The sequence below is a fragment of the Sphingomonas sp. PEI4 genome (genome assembly GCF_056679955.1).
Genome location: NZ_CM155258.1, coordinates 2,582,337 through 2,604,317 on the forward strand (window position 1 = coordinate 2,582,337; position 21,981 = coordinate 2,604,317).

Genomic DNA, 21,981 nt, shown 5'->3' on the forward strand with positions numbered 1-21,981 from the left:
CACTCACGCGAAGACGCCGTGGAGGTACCAGCGGGGCGCCTCCATCTCCGAATACAGGCCGTGACGGAAGATCCAGAAGCGGCGGCCGCGGCGGTCTTCGATGCGGTAGTAATCGCGCGTCGGGATGTCCTGGCGTCGCCACCATTCGCCGGCGATCCGCTCCGGCCCTTCGCTATGCGCCACGTCGTGCACGGTGCGGCGCCAGCGGAAGCGGTGCGGCGGGCCGTCGGGGACCTCGGCCATCATCGATTCGATCGGTTGCGGTGGGTCGAACAGATAGATCGGGCGGAGCGGCGGTTCGCCCGTTTCCTGCGCGAACCACGGCGTCGGGGCGGGCGCTTCGGCCGCCGGCAACATCAGCTCGGCCTGTTCGGGGATATGACTGTCGCGCGCCGAGAACCGGCGGACGCGCGCCCGGCCCAGCCGCGTGCCGAGCTGGTCGACGAGCTGTGCGACCTCCCCCTTCTGCGCCTCGCCGCCCTCCAGCTTCAGTTGCGACGCATCGAGCCGCTCGGCGAGCGCCACGTCCAACCGGACCAGATCATAGCCGAACCCCGGATCGAGCGGATCGGCGAGGCTGTCGATCCGCTCGCGGAACAGGCGCATCAACAACGCGACGTCGCGTATCGGCTGACCGGTCTCGATCCTGAGGCGCTGGACCAGCCCGTCGGCACGGAACAGCCGTACTTCCCAGCGGCGGCCGCCTTCGTGCCGTTGGGCCAGTTGCTCGGCGGCTTCGGCGGCAAGCTCTGCGATCACTTCCAGCGCATATTCGGTGCGTGCGATGGGTTCGGCAAAGCGGCGCTCGACGCCGACCTTGGGCACCATCCGCCGCGCGACGATCGGTCCCTTCACCGAACCGTCGAGCCGGCGGATCATCATCGCCGCCTCCTCGCCGAACCGTGCGGCGATCGTCGCGAGGGGCCGCGCCATCACGTCGCCGACCGTCTTCAGCCCGGCGCGCGACAGCGCCGTCGTCGCATCCTCGTCGAGCCCCAGCGCCGCCACCGGCAACCGCTTCACCGCACGCTTTTCATCCGGAGCCGGTGCCCCCGCATACCGCGCCAGCGCGCGCGCCGTGTCCGGCGTGTCACCGAACGCGTGGCGTACCAGCACCCCGCGGCGCGCAAGGCGCTCCTCCAGATCGGCAGCGAGGCGGCGCTCGCCCTCGAACTCGTGCACGCACCCGGCGATGTCGAGGATCAGGCCATCGGGCTCGTCGAGCGCGACCGATGGCGTGTACCGCTGGCAGCCATCCGCCAGTCGCTCGAGCCATTCGTGATCGGCATGCGCGTCATGCTCGTACACCTCCAGCTCCGGCACGCACGCCCGCGCATCGGCGAGCGTCAGCCCGGGCTGGAGCCCTGCCCGTACCGCCTCGCGATCGAGCGCCTTCAGCCGGACCCCGCCCGACACCGTCTCGACGAACGCGATCGGCGTCTCAGCCCGTCCGACGAACAGATGCGGCCGCATCGTCCGCAGCCGCTCGATCGGCAGCCACGGGAATACCAGCGCCAGGTAGCGCCGCGGAATCACCAGAGGCGAAGGCGTTTTGGTCGAAGATGTGCGCGTCACGGTTCCACTCCACACGCCAGCGAAGCCCGGCCTGGCCTCCGCGTCGGCGCAGCAATTCGATGTCGAAGGCAGGTTTGCCAGGTGCGTCGGCTTCCAAAGGTCGGGAGCAACATGCCGCCACCCTCCAGCGCGACGCGGCCGCACTCGGCACCGGTTCGGCGCCAATACGCAGGCTGAGGATAGTCACGCCCGAGGCTTCGGCCGCCAGCATCAGCCGCCGCGTCGCGGTCAGGTCGATCCCGGGCGCCCTGCCCCACGACTCCATCAACAACGTGCCGAGCCCGTGGCATCTTGCGGCATCGGCAGCGGCGCGTAGCAAGCTGGCCTCGTCGTCGACCAGGCCCAGCACCAGCGACGACACGTCGAGCCCCATCTCGACCAGCCCGGTTGCATGCAACCTGCCCCCCTGGCGCTCGCCAGCCTCGGTCCGCAGCCACATCACCGGCGCCGCCTTTGCCGCCAATATCGAGGCGACCGCGAACCCCGCGCCACTTGCCGAATCATCGACCGTCGCAAAAACCTCATGGAGTTGCGCCTTCGCCATTCCCTGCGTCAGCCACGCATCGTCCGCGCGATCATCGCCCTGGGTCGGCATCCCCATCGTGGCAATCCGCTTCAGGCGGGCTATCAAGGCAAGCGACTCGTTCACAATTGTTCTTGTAATGTTCTAGTACCGGAGTCGCCAAGCGGAATCGTGTTTGCATCGAATTTCACACGAAAGTTGAAAAGGCGCTTGCCGTCCCGGAAACACCGGGCTAACAGCGCGCCTCACCCAGTCACCGTGTCGCTTCAGACCGGAGACATAGGCGCCAGAGCGGGCGTAGCTCAGGGGTAGAGCACAACCTTGCCAAGGTTGGGGTCGAGGGTTCGAATCCCTTCGCCCGCTCCAGTTTTCCCAATCGTTGGGATACTGACAAACCGTCGAAACGACGGCCAAGCGTCATCGTGATCCATCACCGATCGCCTGCAAGTCCTTCATGGCAAATCCTTCATGCCAGCGTTTGCGCCGTATCTACATGGCGCGATCGTCATCCCTTAGCGCGCGCGAATCTCAGGATTATCGTGGTGCCGGTATCCGCATTGCCGAATGCGACGCTCGCGTTGAGGCGCGTCGCCGCCGAGCGTACGATCGCCAAGCCGAGACCGCTCCCCTCCGGACTGCCGGAAGCGTCCAGCCGGACGAACCGATCGAACGCGGCTTCACGGTGTTCGGGCGCGATGCCCGGACCATCGTCGACGACCGCGATCGACGTTTCCGATGGCGTCGTCTGGAGCCTGACCGACACGGTGCCGCCGCGCCGGTTGTAGCGGATGCCGTTGTCGATCAGGTTCGACACTATCTCGAAGATCAGCGTCCGGTGGCCGGGGACGATGTGGCCGACGTCCGGGTCGCCCTCGATCGTCAGGTCGATGCCCGCGTCGATCGCGCGGTTGATCTGTCGCGTGATGACCGCCGCCGCCACTTCGCGCAGGTCGACCGCCTCCAGCGGCGCGGACACGCCGGCCTCCTCCGCACGCGCCAACGCCAGCAACTGCGTCACCAGGCGTTCGAGGCGCACCACCGCGTCGGCGATCTCGTCGAGCGCGACGCTGCGTTCCGGCCCCGAGCCGCGACGGGCGAGCGCGACCTGGACTTTCAGTACCGACAAGGGCGTGCGCATCTGGTGCGAGGCGTCGGCGGTGAAGCGGCGGACGCCGACGGTGGCGGTGTCGAGCTGTGCCAGGAGACGGTCGAACGCGCCGGCGAGCGGGCGGAGTTCACTGGGGAGCGGGCCGGTGTCGAGCGGCGAGAAATCGGGGCGGGCGCGTTCGTCGCGCGCTTCGACCGCGCCGCGAAGACGGGCGAGCGGGCGCAAGGACCAACCTAGCGCGGGGCGGAGGAGCAGTGCTGCCGCACCGACCAGCACACATTCGCCGATCAGGAGCGCGAGCATGAGGCGGCGGGTCAATGCGCCGCGGTTGTCGAGCGTCTCGGCGATCTGGACGATCACGGGTTTGTCGATCCGGGGGAGCGAGCGGCGGACTTCGGCGATGCGGATCTGCTGGCCTCGGTAGCGGGCAAAGCGGTAGCGCGGCACGTCGATGTCGAGCGTCGCGGGATCGGGGGCTGGCAGGTCGGCATAACCGGTGAGCAGGTCTGGGCCGACTGCGACGCGGTAATAGACGTTGTCGCGCTCGGTATTCTCCAGCATTCCGAACGCGGCGGACGGCAAGTCGAGCGTCACCTCGCCGCGTTCGACCTGCACGGTCTCGGCGATCGCGCCGAGGGCACCGCCGAGCACGCGATCGTTGGTGCGGCGGACGACGTCGGCGATCAGCGTCGCACCGACCACCCCGATCAGGATCGCCGCGGCCAGCAATGGCCCGAGCACTGCGACCAGCAGGCGGGTGCGTAGTGCTGGGGTACGCGACTCAACCGGCATCGAGCATGTAGCCGACGCCGCGCACGGTGCGGATACCAGGGCCATCAGGCGCGAGCTTGGTCCTCAGGCGCGTGACATGGACCTCGATCGCGTTGTCCCCGACCGGTTCGTCGAACCCGAACACCTCGCCGATCAGCAGCGCGCGAGGGACGACCCGGCCGGCTCGGGTTGCAAGCGCCTCCAACACCGCGCGCTCACGCCGACGCAGGTCGAGCGCACGGCCAGCGATGTCCGCGTCGCCGGTCGAGCGGTTGATCGTGAGCGTACCGACGACGAGTACCGGCAGCGGATCGCCGCCACGCCGCCGGCCCAGCGCCCGGACACGCGCCTCCAGTTCCTCGGGCTCGAACGGCTTCCGCAGATAATCGTCGGCGCCCAGATCGAGTCCGCGCACGCGGTCGTCGAGCGCATCGCGTGCGGTTAGCATCAGCACCGGCACCCGCTCGCCGCGACGGCGCAGCGTTTCGAGCACCGAGAAGCCGTCGATACCGGGCAGCCCGACGTCGAGGATGACGAGCGCATAGGGTTCTCCGGCGACCACCGACAGCGCGTCCTCGCCGGTCGCGACGTGATCGACCGCGTTGCCGCCAGCGCGCAACAGCGCCGCGATACTGCGCGCGAGGGCCGCGTCGTCTTCGATCAGCAGTATGCGCACAACGGCTCGTCCTGCGCCCGATCGGCGTGAAAGGTTGGTGACAGGTTCGCTTCGTACTCCACCGTTGCAGTCTATCCGAACACAGAGACGGAAGGCGAGGAGAGTGATGATGGCCCGAATTTTAGTGAAGATCGCGATACTGACCGGGCTGTCGACGCTTGCCGCGACGGCCGTGGCGCAGCGCCCTGCCAACTATCCGCGCTCCTATGACCAGCTCATATCCGACGCGCGCGCCGAGCGGCAGGTTCGGATCTACGGCAATGCCGATCGCGCAGAATTGCTGCCGGTCGTCGCTGCGTTCCGGAAGCGCTATCCGGGGATCACGGTGCTGTACGCGGACCTCGGATCGACCGAGATGTACCGCCGCTTCGTCACCGAAACGCGCTCCAGGAAACTGTCCGCCGATCTCGTCTGGTCGTCGGCGATGGACCTTCAGGTGAAGCTGATCAACGACGGCTTCGCGCAAGGCTATGCGAGCCCCGAAAAGCCCGCGCTGCCGCCGGTGTCGGTGTGGAAGAACATGGGTTTCGGCGTCACCGCGGAGCCGATCGGGATTGTCTACAACAAGCGCCTCGTGCCGCCTGCGCAGGTGCCGCGTACGCACGCCGCGCTGGAGACTTGGCTGCGGCGGAACGCAGCGGCGCTAACCGGGCGCGTCACGACGTTCGATCCGGCGCGCTCCAATGTCGGCTATCTGTATCTGTCGGAAGACCTCGCCATCACCCGCGATACGCGGTCGCTGCTGGAGGCGATCGCGGCGACGAAACCCGTCTTGTCGCGGACCAGCGAGCCGATGCTGCGCGGCGTCGCCGAGGGGCGGCAGGCGATCGCGTACAACGTCATTGGCTCCTACGCACTGGAACGCGCGCGGACCGACCGCCGCATCGGTGTCGCGTTCCTCCAGGATTACACGATCGTCACCTCGCGGATCGCGTTCATCGCGCGCGAGGCCGCGCACCCGGCGGCGGCGAAGCTGTTCCTCGATTTCCTGCTGTCGCGCGAGGGCCAGTCGCTGCTCGCCAAGCGCAGCCTGTGGCCGGTCCGCACCGACGTTTCCGCCCGCCGGCTTCCCGCCGCGCAGGCCCGGCCGATCCGCGTTGGGCCGCAACTTCTCGTCAACCTCGACCGCGTCAAGCGCCAGCGTTTCCTCCGCGACTGGACCGCGATCCTCGCCACCGGAGCCCAACAATGACTCTCTTCCGTACCGGGTGCGCCGCCCTCGCGCTGATCGCCGCGACCCCGACGCTGGCCCAGACTCCGAGTGACGCCGACCTTGCCGCGCTGGTGCGTGCGCAGGCGGCAGAGATCGCGGCGCTGAAATCGCGGCTCGACCGGCTGGAGAATGCCACCGCCGTCGCGCAGGCGTCCGCTCCGGTAGCGCCGGTGCAGATCGCCCCGCAGGCGGTCGCGCAGAACAACGAACCACGCCGCACCTTGCCGTTCGCGCCGCAGCTCGCGCCCCCCGGCCCTGCCGACCGGAGCGTTACGCAGGCGATCGCTGCGCGCGACAATCCGTCGGGCGTGACCAGCGAATGGGGCGCGGGGCTGCCCGTCTTCCATTCGGCGGACGGCGTCTACACGTTCAAGCCGCGCGGTCGCATCCTGACCGACGTCAGCTCCAGCTTCGGCTCCAAATATAACGGCCGCAACATCACGACGACCGGTATGCGCGCGCTGCGCCTCGGTCTCGAAGGCGGCGTCGGCACGCATTTCTTCTATCAGTTCGAGAGCGACTTCTCGGAGAACGAGGTCGACGTCGTCACCGCGTTCGTCGGCTGGCGCAACCGGATCACGCCGGGGCTCGATTACGATGTCCGCGTCGGTCATCTGTTCAACGACCGCAGCTTCGAGGGCTCTACGGGATCGGATTCGACGCCGTTCCTGGAGCGCAGCACGGTCTCGACCGCGATCATCCCGCAGCGCGGCTTCTACGGCATCGGCGTGATGCCGCGCGTGTTCTGGAAGACCGGCCACGCCTCAGTAACGGTCACCGGCGACCGGATCGACGGCACGCAGACGGTCGGGGACAGCCGCACACTGCTGGGCCGTGCGCACTGGAACCCGATCAAGTCCGACACCGGCGTGCTGCACATCGGCGCGTGGGGCTTCGACGAATCGCTGTCGTCGGTCGCGGGTACGCTGACCCGCAACACGGTGATCGGCGGCCGCTTCAACGGTGCGCTGCGCGTGTCCAGCGGGCCGTTGATCGGCGGCACCGGCACGACCGGCTACGGGTTCGAACTCGGCGGCTATCGCGGGCCGTTGTGGGTGATGGGCGAAGCGGGCCGCCGCAACGCGCGGCTCGACGGCGGGCGTCCCGATTTCGTCAGCAAGGCGTGGAGCGTCTCGGGCGGACTGTTCCTGACCGGCGATCTGCCGCCGTACAATCCGCGGCTCGGCAGCTTCGGTCAGCCCAAGGTGCTGAAGCCGACGTTCGACGGCGGGGTCGGCGCGATCGAGCTCACCGCGCGCTACGAAAGCCTCGATTTCGACAATCTGCTGACCGGCGGCGATGGCTGGGCGGCGACCGTCGGGGTCAACTGGTACCTCAACTCCTTCACCCGTTTCCAGGTGAACGCGATCCAGTGGAACACCGACAACCGGGCCGGCGACTATGTCGGCAACGACACCGGTCAGACGCTGAGCGCCCGCGTCGGAGTGACGTTCTGATGCTGGCAGTCCCGACACCACTCCGTCACCCCGGACTGGTTCCGGGGTCCACCGTTCCGCACACCAAGCTCTCTCGGTTCTGCGGCACCGTGGATGCCGGAACGAGCCCGGCATGACGGAGAAAATAGCGGGTTCGTCGGCTCGGGCCGATCAACGTTCGGCGCGCGTATTCGACACAAGCCCCACTCCCCAATTCACGCCCTTTCCTAGGACGATGCGATGAACCTTGCCCTGCTCGGCTTCCTGATGGTCGCCACGTTCATGACGTTGATCATGACCAAGAAGATGACGCCGCTCGTCGCGCTCATCGTGATCCCGTCGATCTTCGGCGTGTTCGCGGGGGAGGCCGCGGGTCTCGGCCCGATGATGATCGACGGCATCAAGAACCTCGCGCCGACCGGCGTCATGCTGCTGTTCGCGATCCTGTTCTTCTCGACGATGACCGACACCGGACTCTTCGATCCCTTGGTCGGACGGCTGATCCGGATGGTCCACGGCGATCCGATGCGGATCCTGATCGGGACGGTCGTGCTGTGCGCGCTCGTCAGCCTCGATGGCGACGGGTCGACCACCTACATCATCACGATCGCTGCGCTGCTGCCGCTCTACAAGCGTTTCAACATGAACCGGTTGTACCTCGTCTGCCTGTTGATGACGACGAGCGGGATCATGAACCTGACGCCGTGGGGCGGGCCGACCGCGCGCGCCGCGAGTGCGCTGAAGCTCGATCCCGCGACGCTGTTCCTGCCGCTGATTCCCGGCATGATCGCCGGGCTCGCCTTCCTGATCGGTCTCGCCGTGTATTTCGGGCGGAAAGAACGCGTCCGGATGGGTGAAGCGGGAATCACCGCGGACACCGAGTTCACCGGCATGGCCGTCTCGCAATATCCCGAGGCGCGCCGGCCCAAGCTCATTTGGTTCAACGCCGCGCTCGTCGTCACGCTGCTGACGTTGCTGGTGTGGGGCATCCTGCCGCTGTCGGTGCTGATGATGCTGGCGTTCGCGATCGCGATGATCGTCAATTACCCCGGCGTCGCCGACCAGAAGGAGCGCATCTCCGCGCATGCCGGCAACGTGCTGGCGGTGGTGTCGCTGATCTTCGCGGCGGGTATCTTCACCGGCATTCTTGGCGGCACCGGCATGGTCGAGGCGATGAGCAAGGCGGTGGTCGGTGTGATCCCGCCCGTGCTCGGGCCGTACATGGCGCCGATCACCGCTGTGCTGAGCATGCCGGCCACCTTCTTCATTTCGAACGACGCGTTCTATTTCGGGATGCTGCCGATCCTGGCCGAGGCCGGCGCGCATTACGGCGTCGCGCCCGAGGCGATTGCCCGCGCCTCGCTGATGGGCCAGCCGGTCCACCTGCTCAGCCCGCTGGTGCCGTCGACCTATCTGCTGGTCAGCCTAGTCGGGATCGACCTCGCCGATCACCAGCGCTTCACGCTCGTCCCCGCGATCTCCGTCTGCACGGTGATGACGCTGGTCGGGATGATCGCGCTCGCCTTCCCGTTCGTTGCCTGAGGTGAGCATCCCCGCAACCCGCCGCTACCGGAGATTTCGCATGGTCCGACCGCGTACACCGTTGATGCTGCTCCCCGCGATGGGCTGCGACGGGCAGCTCTGGGCGCGCCAGATCGTCGACCTCGCCGCCGTCGCACAGGTCGAGTTCGGTGACCTGTCGCAGGACGATACGCTGTCCGAAATGGCCGCGAGGGTGCTCGCCAGCGCACCGCCACGGTTCTCGGTCGCCGGTGTCAGCCTCGGCGGCTACGTCGCGATGGAGATGGTCCGGCAGGCCCCCGACCGGATCGAGCGGATCGCGCTGTTCGGCACGCGCGCGTCGATGGAGGTGCGCCCCCGCACCGTGGTCGGCCAGGGCCTGCTCGCCACCGCGCCGCACGCCGACCCGCGCCTGACCGCGATCGTCGCCGGCCCCGCGCAGGCGATGGCGGAGCGCGTCGGCCAGGCCGTCTTCGAACGCCAGCAACGCGCACTGCTCGCACGTCCCGACATCAGCGAGGCGATCGCCGCGATCCACGTGCCGACGCTGGTAGCCGTCGGCGACCGCGACCTGATCTGCACGCCCGACGACGCGCGCGCGCTGAGTGCGCGGATCGAGGGGTCGCGGTTTCACATGCTGCGCTCCTGCGGTCACCTCGCACCGATGGAGCGTCCCGGCGAAGTCACCGCGCTGCTCCGTCAGTGGCTGAAGACCGGCTGATCGATTAGGAGGGCTCCCTGCCAGGACCGTGCAGGCGCCGTTCGCTCAGCGGCCGGCACGGACCATGCCCTTCGATGAAAGCGCATCATGACCTCGACCGACCACCGGCTTTCCGTATTGGCAATCCTGTGGTCGATCGGGCTCGTAGCATCCGGTTGGGCACCGGCCGACCGCGCGACGTGGTGGATGGAGATCGCGCCGGTCCTGATCGCCTTCCCCATATTGGTCGCCCTGCGACGCAGCTTCGCCTTCACGACCCTCGCCCTCGTGCTGATTGCGCTCCACGGCCTGGTGCTGATGCTGGGTGGCGCCTACACCTATGCCCGCGTACCGATCGGTTTCGCAGTGCAGGACTGGCTGCATCTCGCGCGCAATCCGTATGATCGGTTCGGCCACCTGATGCAGGGGTTCGTACCCGCGATCGTCCTGCGCGAGATACTCGTCCGGACCGGCAGCATCGCGTCGCGCCGGCTGCTGTTAGTCACCGTCCTTGCCTACTGCCTGTCCGTCAGCGCCTTGTACGAGCTGATCGAGTTCGGCGCCGCCGTTGCGCTCGGCCAGGGCGCGGACGCGTTTCTCGGGACGCAGGGCGATCCGTGGGATACGCAGTGGGATATGCTGATGTGCCTGGTCGGCGCCATGCTCGCGTTGCTCCTGCTATCCCGCGCTCACGACGGGCAAATCGCTCGCCTCAGACCGTCATCCCCTGCAGCAACTTAGGCAAGTCGCCGCTCTCACCCCGTGCCTCGGCCATGAAGCGGTCCTTCAGCGGCGGGATCGCGTTGACCGCGCTGATGCCGAACCGGCGGACGGCGCTGGCGGTCTTGCCGGGCAGGCCGAACAGGCGGGTGAGCGTGTCGGTCGCAGCCGCAGTCATGAACGTGTCGAGCCCGCGCCAGCGCTGGTAGCGCGCGAGCAGTGCCGCGTCGCCGAGATCGAGGCCGAGGCGCTTGCCCTCGACCAGCACTTCGGCGAGCGTCGCGACGTCGCGGAAGCCGAGGTTGAGCCCCTGCCCCGCGATCGGATGGATGCCGTGCGCAGCATCGCCGACCAAGGCGAGGCGCTGGTCGGTGATCCGGGCGGCGTGCTGGAACCCCAGGGGATAGGATGAGCGCGGGGTGGCGTTCGACAATTCGCCCAAAAACCCGCCCATGCGCTTCGAAGCTTCGGCAAGGAAAGCGCGGTCGCCCAGCTTCAGCATGCCGACACCCTCCTTGGTACCGACCGTCCAGACGATCGCCGAGCGATGGCCATCGGCATCGTCGGGCAGCGGCAGCAGCGCAAATGGGCCGGCCGCGTAGAAGATCTCGTAGGCGACGTCCTCGTGCGAGCGCTCGTGATGGAATGCGGCAATGATCGCGGTATGTTCATAGGACCAATGCGCCATCGATATCCCGGCCGCCTCGCGGGTCGGCGACTTGCGGCCCTCGGCGGCGATCAGGAGCGGCGCGCGGATCACGTCACCCGAGTCGAGCGTCACGGTGACGCCCGACTCGGCGCGATCCACGCTCGTCGCACGCGTCTTCATGCGGAGATCGACATGGCGGGCGGCGCTCGCGGCATCGAACAGCGTCTGGCGGATCAGCTTGTTTTCGTACATCGTGCCGAGTGCGCCATCGTCCGGCCTGGGCTTGAAATCCAATGCGCCGGGTTCGAGGCCATCGCTGACGCGGATCTGGCGGATCGCACACCCCCGCCCCGCCAGCGTCGCGCCGACCCCGATCGCGTCGAGCATCCGGTGGCTCGCGCTGGCCACTGCCGAGGCGCGCCCATCGAAGCCCGGCGCCAGCGTCACCGCGGGGTCTGCGGGGTCGATCACGATCGTCGAAATGCCGTGCACGTCGAGCGCCACGGCGAGCGTCGCACCGACCAGCCCGCCACCGAGGATGATTACATCTGTGTCCATTGCGCCGCTGTATCCCGCCAGCCGGTCGCTGCCAACGACGATCCGGGCGCGGTTTAACCCGTGTTGTCGCGTGCTCAGCTTGACGTCGGACCCGCCCGGCGCGATGAATTCTCACATACTTAGTGACATTGGAGAATACGGGTCATGGCCAGCCGCGCGCAGCCAGCCTTGTGGCGTGAGACGGTGAAGGCGGGTGCCGTCCGCAGCGGCGCGCTGATCGCGGCGATCGCGTTGTTCGTCGGCACGCTGCTGATGGCGCTGGCGCTGGCGAGCTATCATCCGAGCGATGCAGCCTTGAACACCGCGTCGGGCGGGTATCCGGCCAATCTGGTCGGGCCGCCGGGTGCGTGGTTCGCGGACATCGCGCTCACCCTGTTCGGGCCGGCGGTCGCGCTGATGCTGCCGATCGGACCGATCCTCGGGATGCGGCTGTGGCGTGACGCGCCGCTCGGGCATTGGGTGCGGATGGTGCGCGGTGCGGCGATCGGCATCGCGCTGATGGCGAGCGCGCTGGCGTTCGTGTCGGGCAGTTCGGTGCTGGCACTCCCCGCCGGCTGGGGCGGCGTGATCGGCCTGTCAGTCTCCAGCGCCGTTCACTGGGCATTGAGCTTCATCGGCCAGCCGGTCGCCGAGCTCTGGTCCGCCCGCGCGGTCGGGCTGATCGCGGCGATCGCGGGTGCGATCGTCTGGGGCAAGAGCATCGAGATCGATCTCGGCGAGCGCAAATGGCGCCTTCCCCGCCGCAATCGCACGGAGGCGCTCGGCTATGACGGCTTTGCGGAGATCGACGAGGACGACGACGAGCCACTGACCCTCACGCGCAAGCCGGTCGAGCCACGCGCGGTCGCCGAGCCGGACCCGCGCCCTGCCCCCGTCATCGCCGACCGCCAGAACGCGCCGTCGCAGGCGAAACCCAAGGAGCGCCAGTCGTCGCTAGACCTGCGCGACAACTTCACGCTGCCGAGCCTCGACCTGCTGACGCCGTCGCCGCCGAGCCAGGGCAATGTGATCGACAAGGCGGGGCTCGAACGCAACGCGCGGCTGCTGGAGAACGTGCTCGACGATTTCCACGTGAAGGGGTCGATCATCGAGGTACGGCCGGGCCCGGTCGTGACGATGTACGAGTTGGAGCCAGCGCCGGGCATCAAGGCGAGCCGCGTGATTGCGCTCGCCGATGATATCGCGCGCAACATGTCGGCGATATCCGCACGCGTTGCGGTGATTCCGGGGCGCAACGTGATCGGTATCGAGCTGCCGAATGCGCGGCGCGAAGCGGTGAGCTTGCACGAACTCGTCGGCAGCCAGACGTTCGAGGACCAGTCGGCGCAGTTGCCGATCATCCTCGGCAAGAACATCGCGGGCGATTCGGTGATCGCCGATCTGGCGCCGATGCCGCATCTGCTGGTCGCAGGCACGACCGGCTCGGGCAAGTCGGTCGGGCTGAACAGCATGATCCTATCGCTGCTGTACAAGCTGACGCCGAACCAGTGCCGGATGATCATGATCGACCCGAAGATGCTCGAGCTGAGCATGTACGACGACATTCCGCATCTGTTGTCGCCGGTCGTGACCGACCCCGCCAAGGCCGTGCGCGCGCTGAAGTGGGCGGTCGAGACGATGGAGGATCGCTATCGCCAGATGTCCTCCGTCGGTGTGCGCAGTCTCGCCGGCTTCAACGACAAGGTGCGCGGCGCGAAGGCCAAGGGGCAACCGCTCGGGCGGAAGGTCCAGACCGGATATCACCCTGATACCGGCGCGCCGATGTACGAGGAGGAGAAGCTCGAATACGACGTGCTGCCGCAGATCGTGGTGATCGTCGACGAGCTCGCCGACCTGATGATGACCGCGGGCAAGGAGGTCGAATTTCTCATCCAGCGGCTTGCGCAGAAGGCTCGCGCGGCGGGTATACACCTGATCATGGCGACGCAGCGGCCGTCGGTCGACGTCATCACCGGCGTCATCAAGGCCAATCTGCCGACGCGAATCAGCTTCCACGTCACCTCGAAGATCGATTCGCGGACCATTCTAGGCGAGCAGGGTGCGGAGCAGCTGCTCGGCAAGGGCGACATGCTCTACATGCCCGGCGGCAAGGGCATCGTCCGCGTCCACGGGCCGTTCGTCACCGATGACGAAGTGCGGCTGGTGGCGGATCACTGGCGCTCGCAAGGGCTGCCGGATTACATCTCCTCCGTTACCGAGGAGCCCGAGGAGAGCTTCGCATTGGAGGGCTCGCCGACTGGAGAAGACTCCGCGGAAGACCAGCAATATCGTCAGGCTATCCAGCTGGTCTGCGAGTCGCAGAAGGCGTCGACCTCGTGGCTCCAGCGCCAGTTGCGGATCGGTTATAATTCCGCCGCACGGTTGATCGAGCGGATGGAGAAGGACGGCATCGTCGGCCGCCCGGATCACGTCGGCCGCCGCGAAGTGCTCCGCGATACCGAAGGGCATGCGATCTGAGCTAAGCGCCCTTCGTCATGCCGGGCTCGTTCCGGCATCCACGGTGCCGCAAAATCGATGGATTTGGTTTGCGGAACGGTGGACCCCGGAACCAGTCCGGGGTGACGGAGCTATTGAGTCCGTCGCGGCCCCCAAGACGCTGCAAGGGCGGCCGGCTTCAGTCGAAAGATCGACCATGACGAAGGGTTTCGAACAACCGACACCCGATCTACGGGTTGATGCAGGTTATGAAAAACAGGTGGGCGTAATGCGGTATCGACGGTTCTGTGCGGCAGCGGTGGCGCTCGCCATACCCGGTCAGGTCTCCGCGCAAGACACCGCCAAGCAGACCCCCGGCAGCAGCACGACCGACACGCAGCACCGCCCCCGCGCGGGTGTCCGCCGCGACAGCGATCTCTCCCCGTCCGCGCTGACCGCGGATACGCAGCGCACCCCGCCACCCGGCTTGTTCGCGGACTGGTTCGACATCCGCAAACGCCTGGCGGACCGCGGTATTGGGGTCAGCGCGCGCTATGCCTCGGAAAGCGGCTATAATGTCTCGGGCGGCGACCGGAAGCTGCTGCGTGAGACCGGCCAGTTCGACGTCGGCGTGCTGCTCGATCTCGACAAGGTCGTCGGGCTGCAGGGCGGCGCGTTCCAGGCGACCGTCACCTACCGCCGTGGCCACGATCTCGGCGCCGACGCCAATCTCGGCGTGCTGCAACAGGTGCAGGAAGTGTACGGTCGCGGCCAGACCGTCCGCCTCACGCAATTCTGGTACGAGCAAAAGCTGGGCGAAAAACTCGAACTGAAGATCGGCCGCACGAACCCCGGCGAGGATTTCGCGGTGTTCTCCTGCTATTTCCAGAACCTAAGCTTCTGCGGCGCGCAGCCCGGCAATCTGGTCGGCGATTACTGGTATAACTGGCCGGTCGGGCAATGGGGCGCGCGACTGCGCTACGACGTCAACGACCATCTCACGCTGAAGACCGCCGCCTACGAAGTGAACCCGCGCAATCTCGAAAAGGCCTTCGTGATCGGCCGGTTCCACGGCGCGACCGGCGCGCTGATCCCGGTCGAAGCCGAATGGCATCGCGGCGACAATGATGGCCGAGTCGGCGCGTACAAGATCGGCGGCTGGGTCAACACCTCGAACGGCGACGACGTGTTCTACGATGTGAACCGCAGGCCGATCGCGATCACCGGGCTCGATCCGCTCCGCCGCAGCGCGCGCTACGGGGTGTATTTCAACATTCAGCAACAGGTCACCGGGACGTCGAAGGACGGCAAGTCGGTGACCGGGCTCAGCGTGTTCCTCAACGCGACGCAGGCTGATCGCGCGACCTCGACCACCGATAATCAGATCGCCGCGGGGCTGTTCTACAAGGGGCTGGTGCCGTGGCGACCGGGCGACGTCCTCGGTTTCGGCGCGGCGCGGACCAATGTGAACGGGCGCGTCGCCAAGGGCCAGGAACTCGATCCAACGCGGCCCGCCGTGCAGGATGCGGAATATGCCTCGGAGATTTACTACAGCGTCCACCCGACGCGGTGGCTCGAACTGCGCCCGAACGTGCAGTTCATCCACAACCCCGGCGGCGTGCATAATGCGGACGACGTCGCCGTGCTCGGGTTGAAGGGCGCGATCACGCTGTAGCCGCACGCTCTGACGGAACCCGCCGAATTCAGTGGCGGTTCAAGCGCGGGCGGGCAACGGTCGCGCCTTGAGGAGATTTCGATGTTCAATACCCGCCCTGCGGTGATCGCGACGATCGCCGCTTTGTCCGTCGCCGCCGTGCCCTCGCCGATCGCCGCGCAAGCGACCGGTGACCTGGCTGCCGTGCAGAAACACCTCCAGTCGGTCGAGACGATGACCGCGAATTTCTCGCAGGCGGACCGCAACGGCAAGGTGCTGACCGGCGTGCTGACGCTGAAGAAGCCGGGCAAGCTGCGCTTCCAGTACGAAAAGGGCGTGCCGATCCTGATCGTCGCGGAGGGCGGCGCGCTGACCTTCATCGATTATTCGGTGAAGCAGGTGCAGCGCTGGCCGATCAAGAACTCGCCGCTGGGCGTGCTGCTCGATCCGACCCGCGATATTACGCGCTATGCGAAACTCGTGCCCGGCTACGACCAGCGGATCGTGTCGGTTGAGGCAAACGATCCCAAGCATCCGGAATATGGCCGGATCACCCTGGTGTTCGTGCGCAACGCGACCGCGCCGGGCGGGCTGATGCTGCAAGGCTGGGTCGCGCTCGACAGCCAGAACAACCGCACGACGATCCGCCTGACCAACCAGAAGTTCGGCGAGGCGGTGAGCGACAACACTTTCCGCTGGAACGATCCACGCCGCACGGGTGTAAGAAAGTAACATAAACTTCGCGTCATTCATGCAAGCGACAGGTTCCGCCCACTAGAGAGTGGCTCGCGGATGTGGGGCATTCGGGATTTTTCCCCCTGTTGCCCGGATGGTTTCCCCACAGTCTGCCTGCGTGACGAACGCTGAGTTGGCCCTCGCTCCATGCCCCCGGAGCGAGGGTCTTTCGCGTAGAGCGGCAGGCAAAAAGATTTGCCCGACTCGCTCAAGCGCGGCCGGCGGGCAAAGCCCGTCCGACGACAGTGGCTTTGCCGATGGCGCCTTCTACCTTCTTCCGAAGCCCAAACCCCCTTCCTTGTCGCCACCCCCACGCAACGCTACATCGCGCTCGTGAAGATCGTCTCCTGGAACATCAACTCGGTCCGTTTCCGGATCGCCATCGTCGAACAGTTTCTGCGCGACGAGCAGCCCGACATCCTGTGCCTCCAGGAGACCAAGGTCATCGACGGGGACTTCCCGTTGGAGGCGTTCCGCGCGCTCGGCTACGAACACATCGTCCTGCACGGCCAGCGCATGCACCACGGCGTCGCGATCCTGAGCCGCATACCAATCGTCGAGGACGACCGATTCGACTGGCAGGCGAACAGCGAGGCGCGCCATGTCGGCGTCCGGCTCGAGAACGGCGTGCGGCTCGAGAACGTTTATGTCCCGGCCGGCGGCGACGTCCCCGACCGCGAGGTGAACCCGAAGTTCGGCCAGAAGCTCGACTTTATCGACCGCATGACGACCTGGTCGGAGACGCTCCCCGGCCCGACGATCCTGGTCGGCGACTTCAACATCGCCCCACTCGAATCCGACGTCTGGAGCCACAAGCAGTTGCTCGACGTCGTCAGCCATACGCCCGTCGAGGTCGAAGCCCTCGGCAAGCTGCAGGCGGCGGGCGACTGGGTCGATCTCGGCCGCCGCTTCCATCCCGCCCCCGCCCGCCTGTTCACCTGGTGGAGCTACCGCGCCAAGGACTGGGCAGCATCGGACCGCGGCCGCCGGCTCGATCACATGTGGGCGACGGGTGCGGCCGCCGAAGCCGCGGTGTCGCATCACGTCTACGAACGCTGCCGAAGCTGGCTGAAGCCGTCCGATCACGTCCCAATCATGACCGAGTTCGCGTTTTGACCAATCCCCGCGCCGCCGCCCGCGCGGTCGATGCGTTGCGACGTGGCTGGCCGATCGCGATCGACGGGCTGGTACTGCTCGCAGTCGAGACGGCCGATGCGGAGCGGTTGGCGGCGTTCGATCCCGAAGCGAATGGCGGCGTGCTGATCTCGTCGGGGCGCGCGGCAACCTTGAAGCTGGCGAACCAGCTCGCAGCCGCGGATCCGACCGAGCCCGTGCTCGTCGATCGTGCCCCCTGGATCGATTTCGCCGCCGCGACCGCACTGGCCGATCCGCAGTTCGACTTGGCGACTCCCCTCAAGGGTCCGTTCCGCACGCTCCCGGTGGCTGATCCCCAAGCTGCGGCCGCCGCATTGCGCCTCGCGAGGATCGCCGGACTGCTGCCGGCCTTCTTCCTTGGCACCGGCGAACCCGAAGTGGGAATAACCGCCGCCGACATCGACGCGCACGAGGACGCGACGCGCCTAACGCTCGCGGCACGCGCGCGCCTCCCCGTCGAGGGCGCCGAAGATGCGGAGATCGTCGCATTCCGCAGCCCCGAAAGCGCGGACGAGCACATCGCGCTACTGATCGGCCAGCCCAACGGCCAGCCGCCGCTGGTCCGCCTGCATAGCGAGTGCCTGACGGGCGACGTGCTCGGCAGCCTGAAATGCGACTGCGGGCCGCAGTTGCACGCTGCGATCCACGCGATCCAGGATAGCGGCTGGGGTATCCTGCTCTATCTGCGGCAGGAGGGGCGCGGGATCGGCTTGGTCAACAAACTGCGCGCGTACGCGTTGCAGGACCAGGGGTTCGATACGGTCGATGCGAACACCCGGCTCGGCTTTGCAGTCGATGCGCGCGATTTCGGCGTGGCGGCGCGGATGCTGACGCTGCTCGGCCAGCGCGAGGTGCGATTGCTGACCAACAATCCCGCCAAGGTCGCCGGGCTCGAAGCGGCGGGCGTGACGGTGATCGAGCGCGTGCCGCATTTCCTGCCCTCGAACCCGCACAACGCGCAGTATCTCGCGACCAAGCGCGATCGCACGGGGCATCAGTTCTGACCGACATTCCCCCCTCACCCCCACCCTCACGGCGCCTGATCGTGGTGTTCGGCGCGGCCGTTCGTCCCGATGGCAGCCCGAGCCCGACTCTCGCCCGTCGCATCGCGTTCGCCGCCGCGGCGGCGGCGCGCTACGTCGATGCGGACCTGTTCTGCTCGGGCGCGAAGGGCACGCATGGACCTTCGGAAGCGTCGGTGATGGCCGAAGTGCTGGCGGAAACGGTCGATCGGTCGCGAATCCATCTCGACGAGGTCAGCGTGGATACGTTGCAAAGCGTCGTCGCCGCGACCGCGTTCGCGCGCGCGGGCCAGTATGCGCAGTGCATGATCTGCACCGATGGCTATCATCAACCGCGCATCCGCATGCTGTTCGCGATGCTCGGCATGCCCGCGAGCGCGATCCACGTGCCGCACGGCGGGAGCCGGCGGTACCAGCTCAAGATGCGGATGCGCGAGGCAGCGGCGATCCCGTATGATCTGGTCGCGGGGGTTGGTGCGATCTGGCGGCGGAAGCGGGGCTAGCTGAGATATGACCCGTCCGGGTGATCCGCTCTCAACACGCGATTAGAATGTTTCCCCGCGAAGGCGGGGATCCAGACTGGGCTCCCGCCTTCGCGGGAGAACAAAGGTTTAAGGGATACCTTCCGGTTCTGTCCAAAGCTCCCGTCAGTTCGTCCCAATCAACCGCGCGACGTCCTCGAAACTCTCCGCCAACGCATCCACACCGATAGCCTTCAGCCGGGCACCGTGCTCGGCGTTGCAATGCGACCCCGCGGACAGGCCAATGACGTAGCCCCCCGAAGCCACAGCCCCAGTCGCCCCTACAGGCGAATCCTCCAAAATCGCCGTCCGCGCGATATCGACCCCAAGTTGCCGCGCACCAAACAGATACAGATCCGGCGCAGGCTTGCCGTTCGTCACGTGCTCGCGCCCACTATAGAGGTGGTCGCCGAACGCATCGCGCAGGCCGATATGCTCCAGGTGGCGGGCGATCCAGCGCACCGGGCTGGACGAGACGATCGCCTTGGGCAAATCGGCGGGGAGCGAGCGGACGAACGCCACCGCGCCCTCGATCGCGTCGACGCCGGCCGCCATCACGCGCTCGTCCTCGGCTTTCCGCGCTACGTAGAAGTCGTCCGTGAGTGGCCGATCGATCCAGCGTTCGACCGCGTCGATGAACTGCGGCCCGGCGAGCCCCATGAAGTTCGCCATCGAGTCTTCGGCGCTCGTCGGGTGACCAGCCGCCGTCAGCCATTCGGCGATGTGGCGGTTGCCGACGGCTTCGCTGTCGATGAGCACGCCGTCGAAATCGAACAATAGAGCGTCAAATCTAACGGGGAACTTCATGCGCCCGTCCCCCGCGCGCCGAACAACGCGCTGCCGATCCGAACGTGAGTCGCGCCGATCGTCACCGCGGTCTCGAAATCGTCGGACATACCCATGCTGAGCCCGGTCAGCCCATGATCACGCGCGAGCTTGGCAAGGAGTGCGAAATACGGTGCCGGCTCGATGTCCGCGGGCGGCAGGCACATGAGCCCGGCGATTGGCAAGCCGACGGCACGCGCCTGTTCCACCAGCGCGGGCAGGTCGGCGATCGCGCAGCCGCCTTTTTGCGGTTCGTCGCCGATGTTGACCTGGAGGAAGCAGTCGGGCCGGCGATCGCTCGCCTCCATCGCCTTCCCCAGCGCGGTGACCAGCGAGGGGCGGTCGACCGCGTGGATGCAGTCGAACAACGCCACCGCTTCGGCCGCCTTGTTCGACTGGAGCTGGCCGATCAGGTGGAGTTCGACGTCGGGATATTTCTCGCGCAACGCCGGCCATTTCTCGGACGCTTCCTGAACGCGGTTTTCGCCGAATACGCGCTGGCCTTCGACTAGCAGCGGCTCGATCGCCTCGATCGGATGCGTCTTGGAGACCGCGATCAGCGTCACATCGGTAACGCGGCGATCGGCGATCTCGGCGGCCTTGGCGATCCGGCTGCGGATGGCCTGCAATTTGGTGGTGTCGTCAGCAATCATGCGGCGCGCTATAGGCAGCGGCGTGGCTCGTCGTAACCCCATTCCCGCCCGCTGGCTGATGACGGACGAGCGGATGGGCGAGGCCTTGTGGCGTGCGCTCAGGCGATTGCCCCCGGGATCTGGGGTGGTGTTTCGGCACTATGCCACGCCCGAGCGGGAACGGCGGGCGTTGCTGCGGCGGGTTATCCGAGTCGCACGGTCGCGGCGGCTGGTCGTCGTCGTGGCCGGAGAATCGATGATCGCAGCCGACGGCGTGCATGGTCGGGCACAGACACAAGGGATCAGGACTTGGCCGACACATTCGCGCGGCGAGGCGCTGGCTGGAAAGCGCGCTGGAGCCGACGCCCTATTCGTATCGCCGATCCACGCTACCCGGTCGCACGAGGGCGCGGTTGGAATCGGTGCGGCGTGGGGGATGCGGATCGGATTGGGGCTCGGGATACCGGTGATCGCGCTCGGCGGAATGGACGAGAGACGGTGGCGACAGATTCAGCGGTTCGGCTTCCACGGATGGGCCGCGATCGATGCCTGGCTGCCCGCAACGCACCGTCATCGTGACGAAAGTCAGGATCCAGGGCCACGAGACGCAGCGATCAGTTACTCTGGGTCCTGACTTTCGTCAGGATGACGGCGCGTTGAATACCAGTTGGACAAGCTAGCCGCGATCAGCCTGGATCTTCGAAGAGCGTCGCTTCCGTCGAACGCCTAGAAGCGGAAGGCTGTGCCCAGATATACAGCTTGGCTGTCGCGGCGGTTGTCGTCGACCTTCACGAAGCGCTCGCGGTCCGACCGGTAGCGCACACCAGCGGTGACCGCGAGGCTGCGCGTCAAGGCGTAGGAGCCGCCAAGGTCGACCGAATAGCTCGGCGCATCCTCGACCAGGTGCGGTACGTTCGACAGCGGACGATCCGCCGCAGCCTTCACCGTGCCGCTGAACCGCTTGGCGCTATACCTTACCGCGATATCGGCCGCTTCACGGCTGCCCGGCATCGCGCCGAGATCGAGCTTGTTCACGTCGCCCGAGATCGCAAACCGCTTCCAGCCGACCGACATGCCGAGGTTATACGCGATCGGCGCGATGCCGACGGTCGACGTGGTCGAAGCAAGGCTGGCCGTGTTCGCAACACCGCGGTTGGTCTGCGCACGGACCGCGACGGTCACCGCGCGGTTGTCTTGGCGGGTTTCGGCGGGCGTGAAGCGGAAGCTGCCGGCGTCGAAGCCTCCGCGCGCGAACATCGCGGCAAGGCGGGGGTCGGCGGCGGCGGGCGTGAACGATCCGATCCCGCGAACCGCAGCGACGTTATGCTTGGCGATCCGTGCGGGCTGTTCGCTGGCGCCGAAGGCAGGCGCGACGATTGCGGCAGTGGCGACAAGCGCCCCGGCAATCACCCCGAATATTCCCCCACGCGTCATCACAGCGAATCTGTCCTTCGAATCCCGTACTCGGATCCTGTTAAACAGCATCTAACATGAATTGATCCCCAGCAAAGGCCGCAGACCGGCCCATTCCCACCTTTCATCGCCGAATTGTCTGACAGTGTTGCAATCAGC

The 21,981-nt window shown here is 66.9% G+C and carries 20 protein-coding genes and 1 tRNA gene; 13 read left to right on the forward strand and 8 right to left on the reverse strand.

From position 1 onward, the window contains the following. Nucleotides 1-3: 3 nt before the first annotated feature. Nucleotides 4-1,473 carry a Y-family DNA polymerase gene (locus tag AC1MLZ_RS11930; protein ID WP_480961537.1) on the reverse strand — a complete coding sequence of 490 codons (1,470 nt, stop codon included), beginning with the start codon at nt 1,471-1,473 and terminating at the stop codon, nt 4-6. Beyond that, the gene (locus AC1MLZ_RS11935; protein WP_480958650.1) at nt 1,442-2,224 is read right to left on the reverse strand and encodes an ImuA family protein; all 783 of its coding nucleotides are present in this window, start codon (nt 2,222-2,224) and stop codon (nt 1,442-1,444) included. The genes AC1MLZ_RS11930 and AC1MLZ_RS11935 overlap by 32 nt, the downstream gene beginning before the upstream one ends. A 165-nt stretch (nt 2,225-2,389) precedes the next feature. Between AC1MLZ_RS11935 and AC1MLZ_RS11940 the strand changes: the two genes are divergently transcribed. Next, nucleotides 2,390-2,464: transfer RNA gene (locus AC1MLZ_RS11940), tRNA-Gly, on the forward strand. 139 nt (nt 2,465-2,603) lie between these two features. Here the strand turns inward: AC1MLZ_RS11940 and AC1MLZ_RS11945 are convergent. After that, nucleotides 2,604-3,998, reverse strand: coding sequence for a sensor histidine kinase (locus AC1MLZ_RS11945; RefSeq protein WP_480958651.1), 1,395 nt, complete (start codon nt 3,996-3,998; stop codon nt 2,604-2,606). Then, entirely contained in the window at nt 3,988-4,653 is a 666-nt protein-coding gene (locus AC1MLZ_RS11950; RefSeq protein WP_480958652.1) for a response regulator transcription factor, read from the reverse strand. Before AC1MLZ_RS11950 ends, AC1MLZ_RS11945 begins: the two co-directional genes overlap by 11 nt. Before the next feature lie 109 nt (nt 4,654-4,762). On the opposite strand from AC1MLZ_RS11950, the gene AC1MLZ_RS11955 reads away from it, so the two are divergent. From AC1MLZ_RS11955 to AC1MLZ_RS11975, 5 genes are all read left to right on the forward strand, one after another. Continuing rightward, a complete protein-coding gene (locus AC1MLZ_RS11955; protein WP_480958653.1) occupies nt 4,763-5,845 on the forward strand; it encodes an ABC transporter substrate-binding protein in 1,083 nt (360 codons plus the stop codon). Beyond that, on the forward strand, nt 5,842-7,323 hold the full coding sequence (locus tag AC1MLZ_RS11960) for an OprO/OprP family phosphate-selective porin (protein ID WP_480958654.1): 1,482 nt from the start codon (nt 5,842-5,844) through the stop codon (nt 7,321-7,323). The genes AC1MLZ_RS11955 and AC1MLZ_RS11960 overlap by 4 nt, the downstream gene beginning before the upstream one ends. Nucleotides 7,324-7,542: 219 nt before the next feature. Continuing rightward, entirely contained in the window at nt 7,543-8,844 is a 1,302-nt protein-coding gene (locus tag AC1MLZ_RS11965; protein WP_480958655.1) for a CitMHS family transporter, read from the forward strand. Between the two features lie 40 nt (nt 8,845-8,884). Continuing rightward, the gene (locus AC1MLZ_RS11970; RefSeq protein WP_480958656.1) at nt 8,885-9,544 is read left to right on the forward strand and encodes an alpha/beta fold hydrolase; all 660 of its coding nucleotides are present in this window, start codon (nt 8,885-8,887) and stop codon (nt 9,542-9,544) included. Nucleotides 9,545-9,631: 87 nt separating this feature from the next. Next, entirely contained in the window at nt 9,632-10,264 is a 633-nt protein-coding gene (locus AC1MLZ_RS11975) for a DUF2238 domain-containing protein (protein WP_480958657.1), read from the forward strand. Here the strand turns inward: AC1MLZ_RS11975 and AC1MLZ_RS11980 are convergent. After that, nucleotides 10,236-11,450 (reverse strand): UbiH/UbiF/VisC/COQ6 family ubiquinone biosynthesis hydroxylase, encoded by a 1,215-nt coding sequence (locus AC1MLZ_RS11980; protein ID WP_480958658.1) that lies wholly within the window; start codon nt 11,448-11,450, stop codon nt 10,236-10,238. The genes AC1MLZ_RS11975 and AC1MLZ_RS11980 overlap by 29 nt on opposite strands. A gap of 144 nt (nt 11,451-11,594) precedes the next feature. On the opposite strand from AC1MLZ_RS11980, the gene AC1MLZ_RS11985 reads away from it, so the two are divergent. From AC1MLZ_RS11985 to AC1MLZ_RS12010, 6 genes are all read left to right on the forward strand, one after another. Beyond that, on the forward strand, nt 11,595-13,907 hold the full coding sequence (locus tag AC1MLZ_RS11985) for a DNA translocase FtsK (RefSeq protein ID WP_480958659.1): 2,313 nt from the start codon (nt 11,595-11,597) through the stop codon (nt 13,905-13,907). Between the two features lie 247 nt (nt 13,908-14,154). Continuing rightward, a complete protein-coding gene (locus tag AC1MLZ_RS11990) occupies nt 14,155-15,540 on the forward strand; it encodes a carbohydrate porin (protein WP_480958660.1) in 1,386 nt (461 codons plus the stop codon). 81 nt (nt 15,541-15,621) lie between these two features. Then, entirely contained in the window at nt 15,622-16,251 is a 630-nt protein-coding gene (locus tag AC1MLZ_RS11995; protein ID WP_480958661.1) for a LolA family protein, read from the forward strand. Between the two features lie 336 nt (nt 16,252-16,587). Beyond that, complete coding sequence (locus tag AC1MLZ_RS12000; RefSeq protein WP_480958662.1) at nt 16,588-17,370, forward strand: exodeoxyribonuclease III; 783 nt, start codon at nt 16,588-16,590, stop codon at nt 17,368-17,370. After that, on the forward strand, nt 17,367-18,413 hold the full coding sequence (ribA, locus tag AC1MLZ_RS12005; protein WP_480958663.1) for a GTP cyclohydrolase II: 1,047 nt from the start codon (nt 17,367-17,369) through the stop codon (nt 18,411-18,413). Before AC1MLZ_RS12000 ends, ribA begins: the two co-directional genes overlap by 4 nt. A gap of 41 nt (nt 18,414-18,454) precedes the next feature. Beyond that, nucleotides 18,455-18,934, forward strand: a complete 480-nt coding sequence (locus tag AC1MLZ_RS12010) for a YdcF family protein (protein WP_480958664.1) — start codon at nt 18,455-18,457, stop codon at nt 18,932-18,934. A gap of 144 nt (nt 18,935-19,078) precedes the next feature. Here the strand turns inward: AC1MLZ_RS12010 and AC1MLZ_RS12015 are convergent, their stop codons facing one another. Together AC1MLZ_RS12015 and AC1MLZ_RS12020 are read right to left on the reverse strand one after the other, a co-directional pair. After that, complete coding sequence (locus AC1MLZ_RS12015; protein WP_480958665.1) at nt 19,079-19,759, reverse strand: HAD family hydrolase; 681 nt, start codon at nt 19,757-19,759, stop codon at nt 19,079-19,081. Beyond that, a complete protein-coding gene (locus AC1MLZ_RS12020) occupies nt 19,756-20,430 on the reverse strand; it encodes a YggS family pyridoxal phosphate-dependent enzyme (protein ID WP_480958666.1) in 675 nt (224 codons plus the stop codon). The genes AC1MLZ_RS12015 and AC1MLZ_RS12020 overlap by 4 nt, the downstream gene beginning before the upstream one ends. Before the next feature lie 22 nt (nt 20,431-20,452). Between AC1MLZ_RS12020 and AC1MLZ_RS12025 the strand changes: the two genes are divergently transcribed. Then, the gene (locus AC1MLZ_RS12025; protein ID WP_480958667.1) at nt 20,453-21,043 is read left to right on the forward strand and encodes a thiamine phosphate synthase; all 591 of its coding nucleotides are present in this window, start codon (nt 20,453-20,455) and stop codon (nt 21,041-21,043) included. A 92-nt stretch (nt 21,044-21,135) separates the two neighbouring features. Here the strand turns inward: AC1MLZ_RS12025 and AC1MLZ_RS12030 are convergent, their stop codons facing one another. Continuing rightward, nucleotides 21,136-21,843, reverse strand: coding sequence for a hypothetical protein (locus AC1MLZ_RS12030; RefSeq protein WP_480958668.1), 708 nt, complete (start codon nt 21,841-21,843; stop codon nt 21,136-21,138). Nucleotides 21,844-21,981 lie beyond the last annotated feature (138 nt).

Bases quoted from the DNA above. Each gene is read 5' to 3' on its own strand.
- AC1MLZ_RS11930 (WP_480961537.1), bottom strand. From the start codon at position 1,473: ATGCGGCCGCATCTGTTCGTCGGACGGGCTGAGACGCCGATCGCGTTC.
- AC1MLZ_RS11945 (WP_480958651.1), bottom strand. From the start codon at position 3,998: ATGCCGGTTGAGTCGCGTACCCCAGCACTACGCACCCGCCTGCTGGTC.
- AC1MLZ_RS11955 (WP_480958653.1), top strand. From the start codon at position 4,763: ATGGCCCGAATTTTAGTGAAGATCGCGATACTGACCGGGCTGTCGACG.
- AC1MLZ_RS11960 (WP_480958654.1), top strand. From the start codon at position 5,842: ATGACTCTCTTCCGTACCGGGTGCGCCGCCCTCGCGCTGATCGCCGCG.
- AC1MLZ_RS11965 (WP_480958655.1), top strand. From the start codon at position 7,543: ATGAACCTTGCCCTGCTCGGCTTCCTGATGGTCGCCACGTTCATGACG.
- AC1MLZ_RS11970 (WP_480958656.1), top strand. From the start codon at position 8,885: ATGGTCCGACCGCGTACACCGTTGATGCTGCTCCCCGCGATGGGCTGC.
- AC1MLZ_RS11975 (WP_480958657.1), top strand. From the start codon at position 9,632: ATGACCTCGACCGACCACCGGCTTTCCGTATTGGCAATCCTGTGGTCG.
- AC1MLZ_RS11980 (WP_480958658.1), bottom strand. From the start codon at position 11,450: ATGGACACAGATGTAATCATCCTCGGTGGCGGGCTGGTCGGTGCGACG.
- AC1MLZ_RS11985 (WP_480958659.1), top strand. From the start codon at position 11,595: ATGGCCAGCCGCGCGCAGCCAGCCTTGTGGCGTGAGACGGTGAAGGCG.
- AC1MLZ_RS11990 (WP_480958660.1), top strand. From the start codon at position 14,155: ATGCGGTATCGACGGTTCTGTGCGGCAGCGGTGGCGCTCGCCATACCC.
- AC1MLZ_RS11995 (WP_480958661.1), top strand. From the start codon at position 15,622: ATGTTCAATACCCGCCCTGCGGTGATCGCGACGATCGCCGCTTTGTCC.
- AC1MLZ_RS12015 (WP_480958665.1), bottom strand. From the start codon at position 19,759: ATGAAGTTCCCCGTTAGATTTGACGCTCTATTGTTCGATTTCGACGGC.
- AC1MLZ_RS12020 (WP_480958666.1), bottom strand. From the start codon at position 20,430: ATGATTGCTGACGACACCACCAAATTGCAGGCCATCCGCAGCCGGATC.
- AC1MLZ_RS12030 (WP_480958668.1), bottom strand. From the start codon at position 21,843: ATGACGCGTGGGGGAATATTCGGGGTGATTGCCGGGGCGCTTGTCGCC.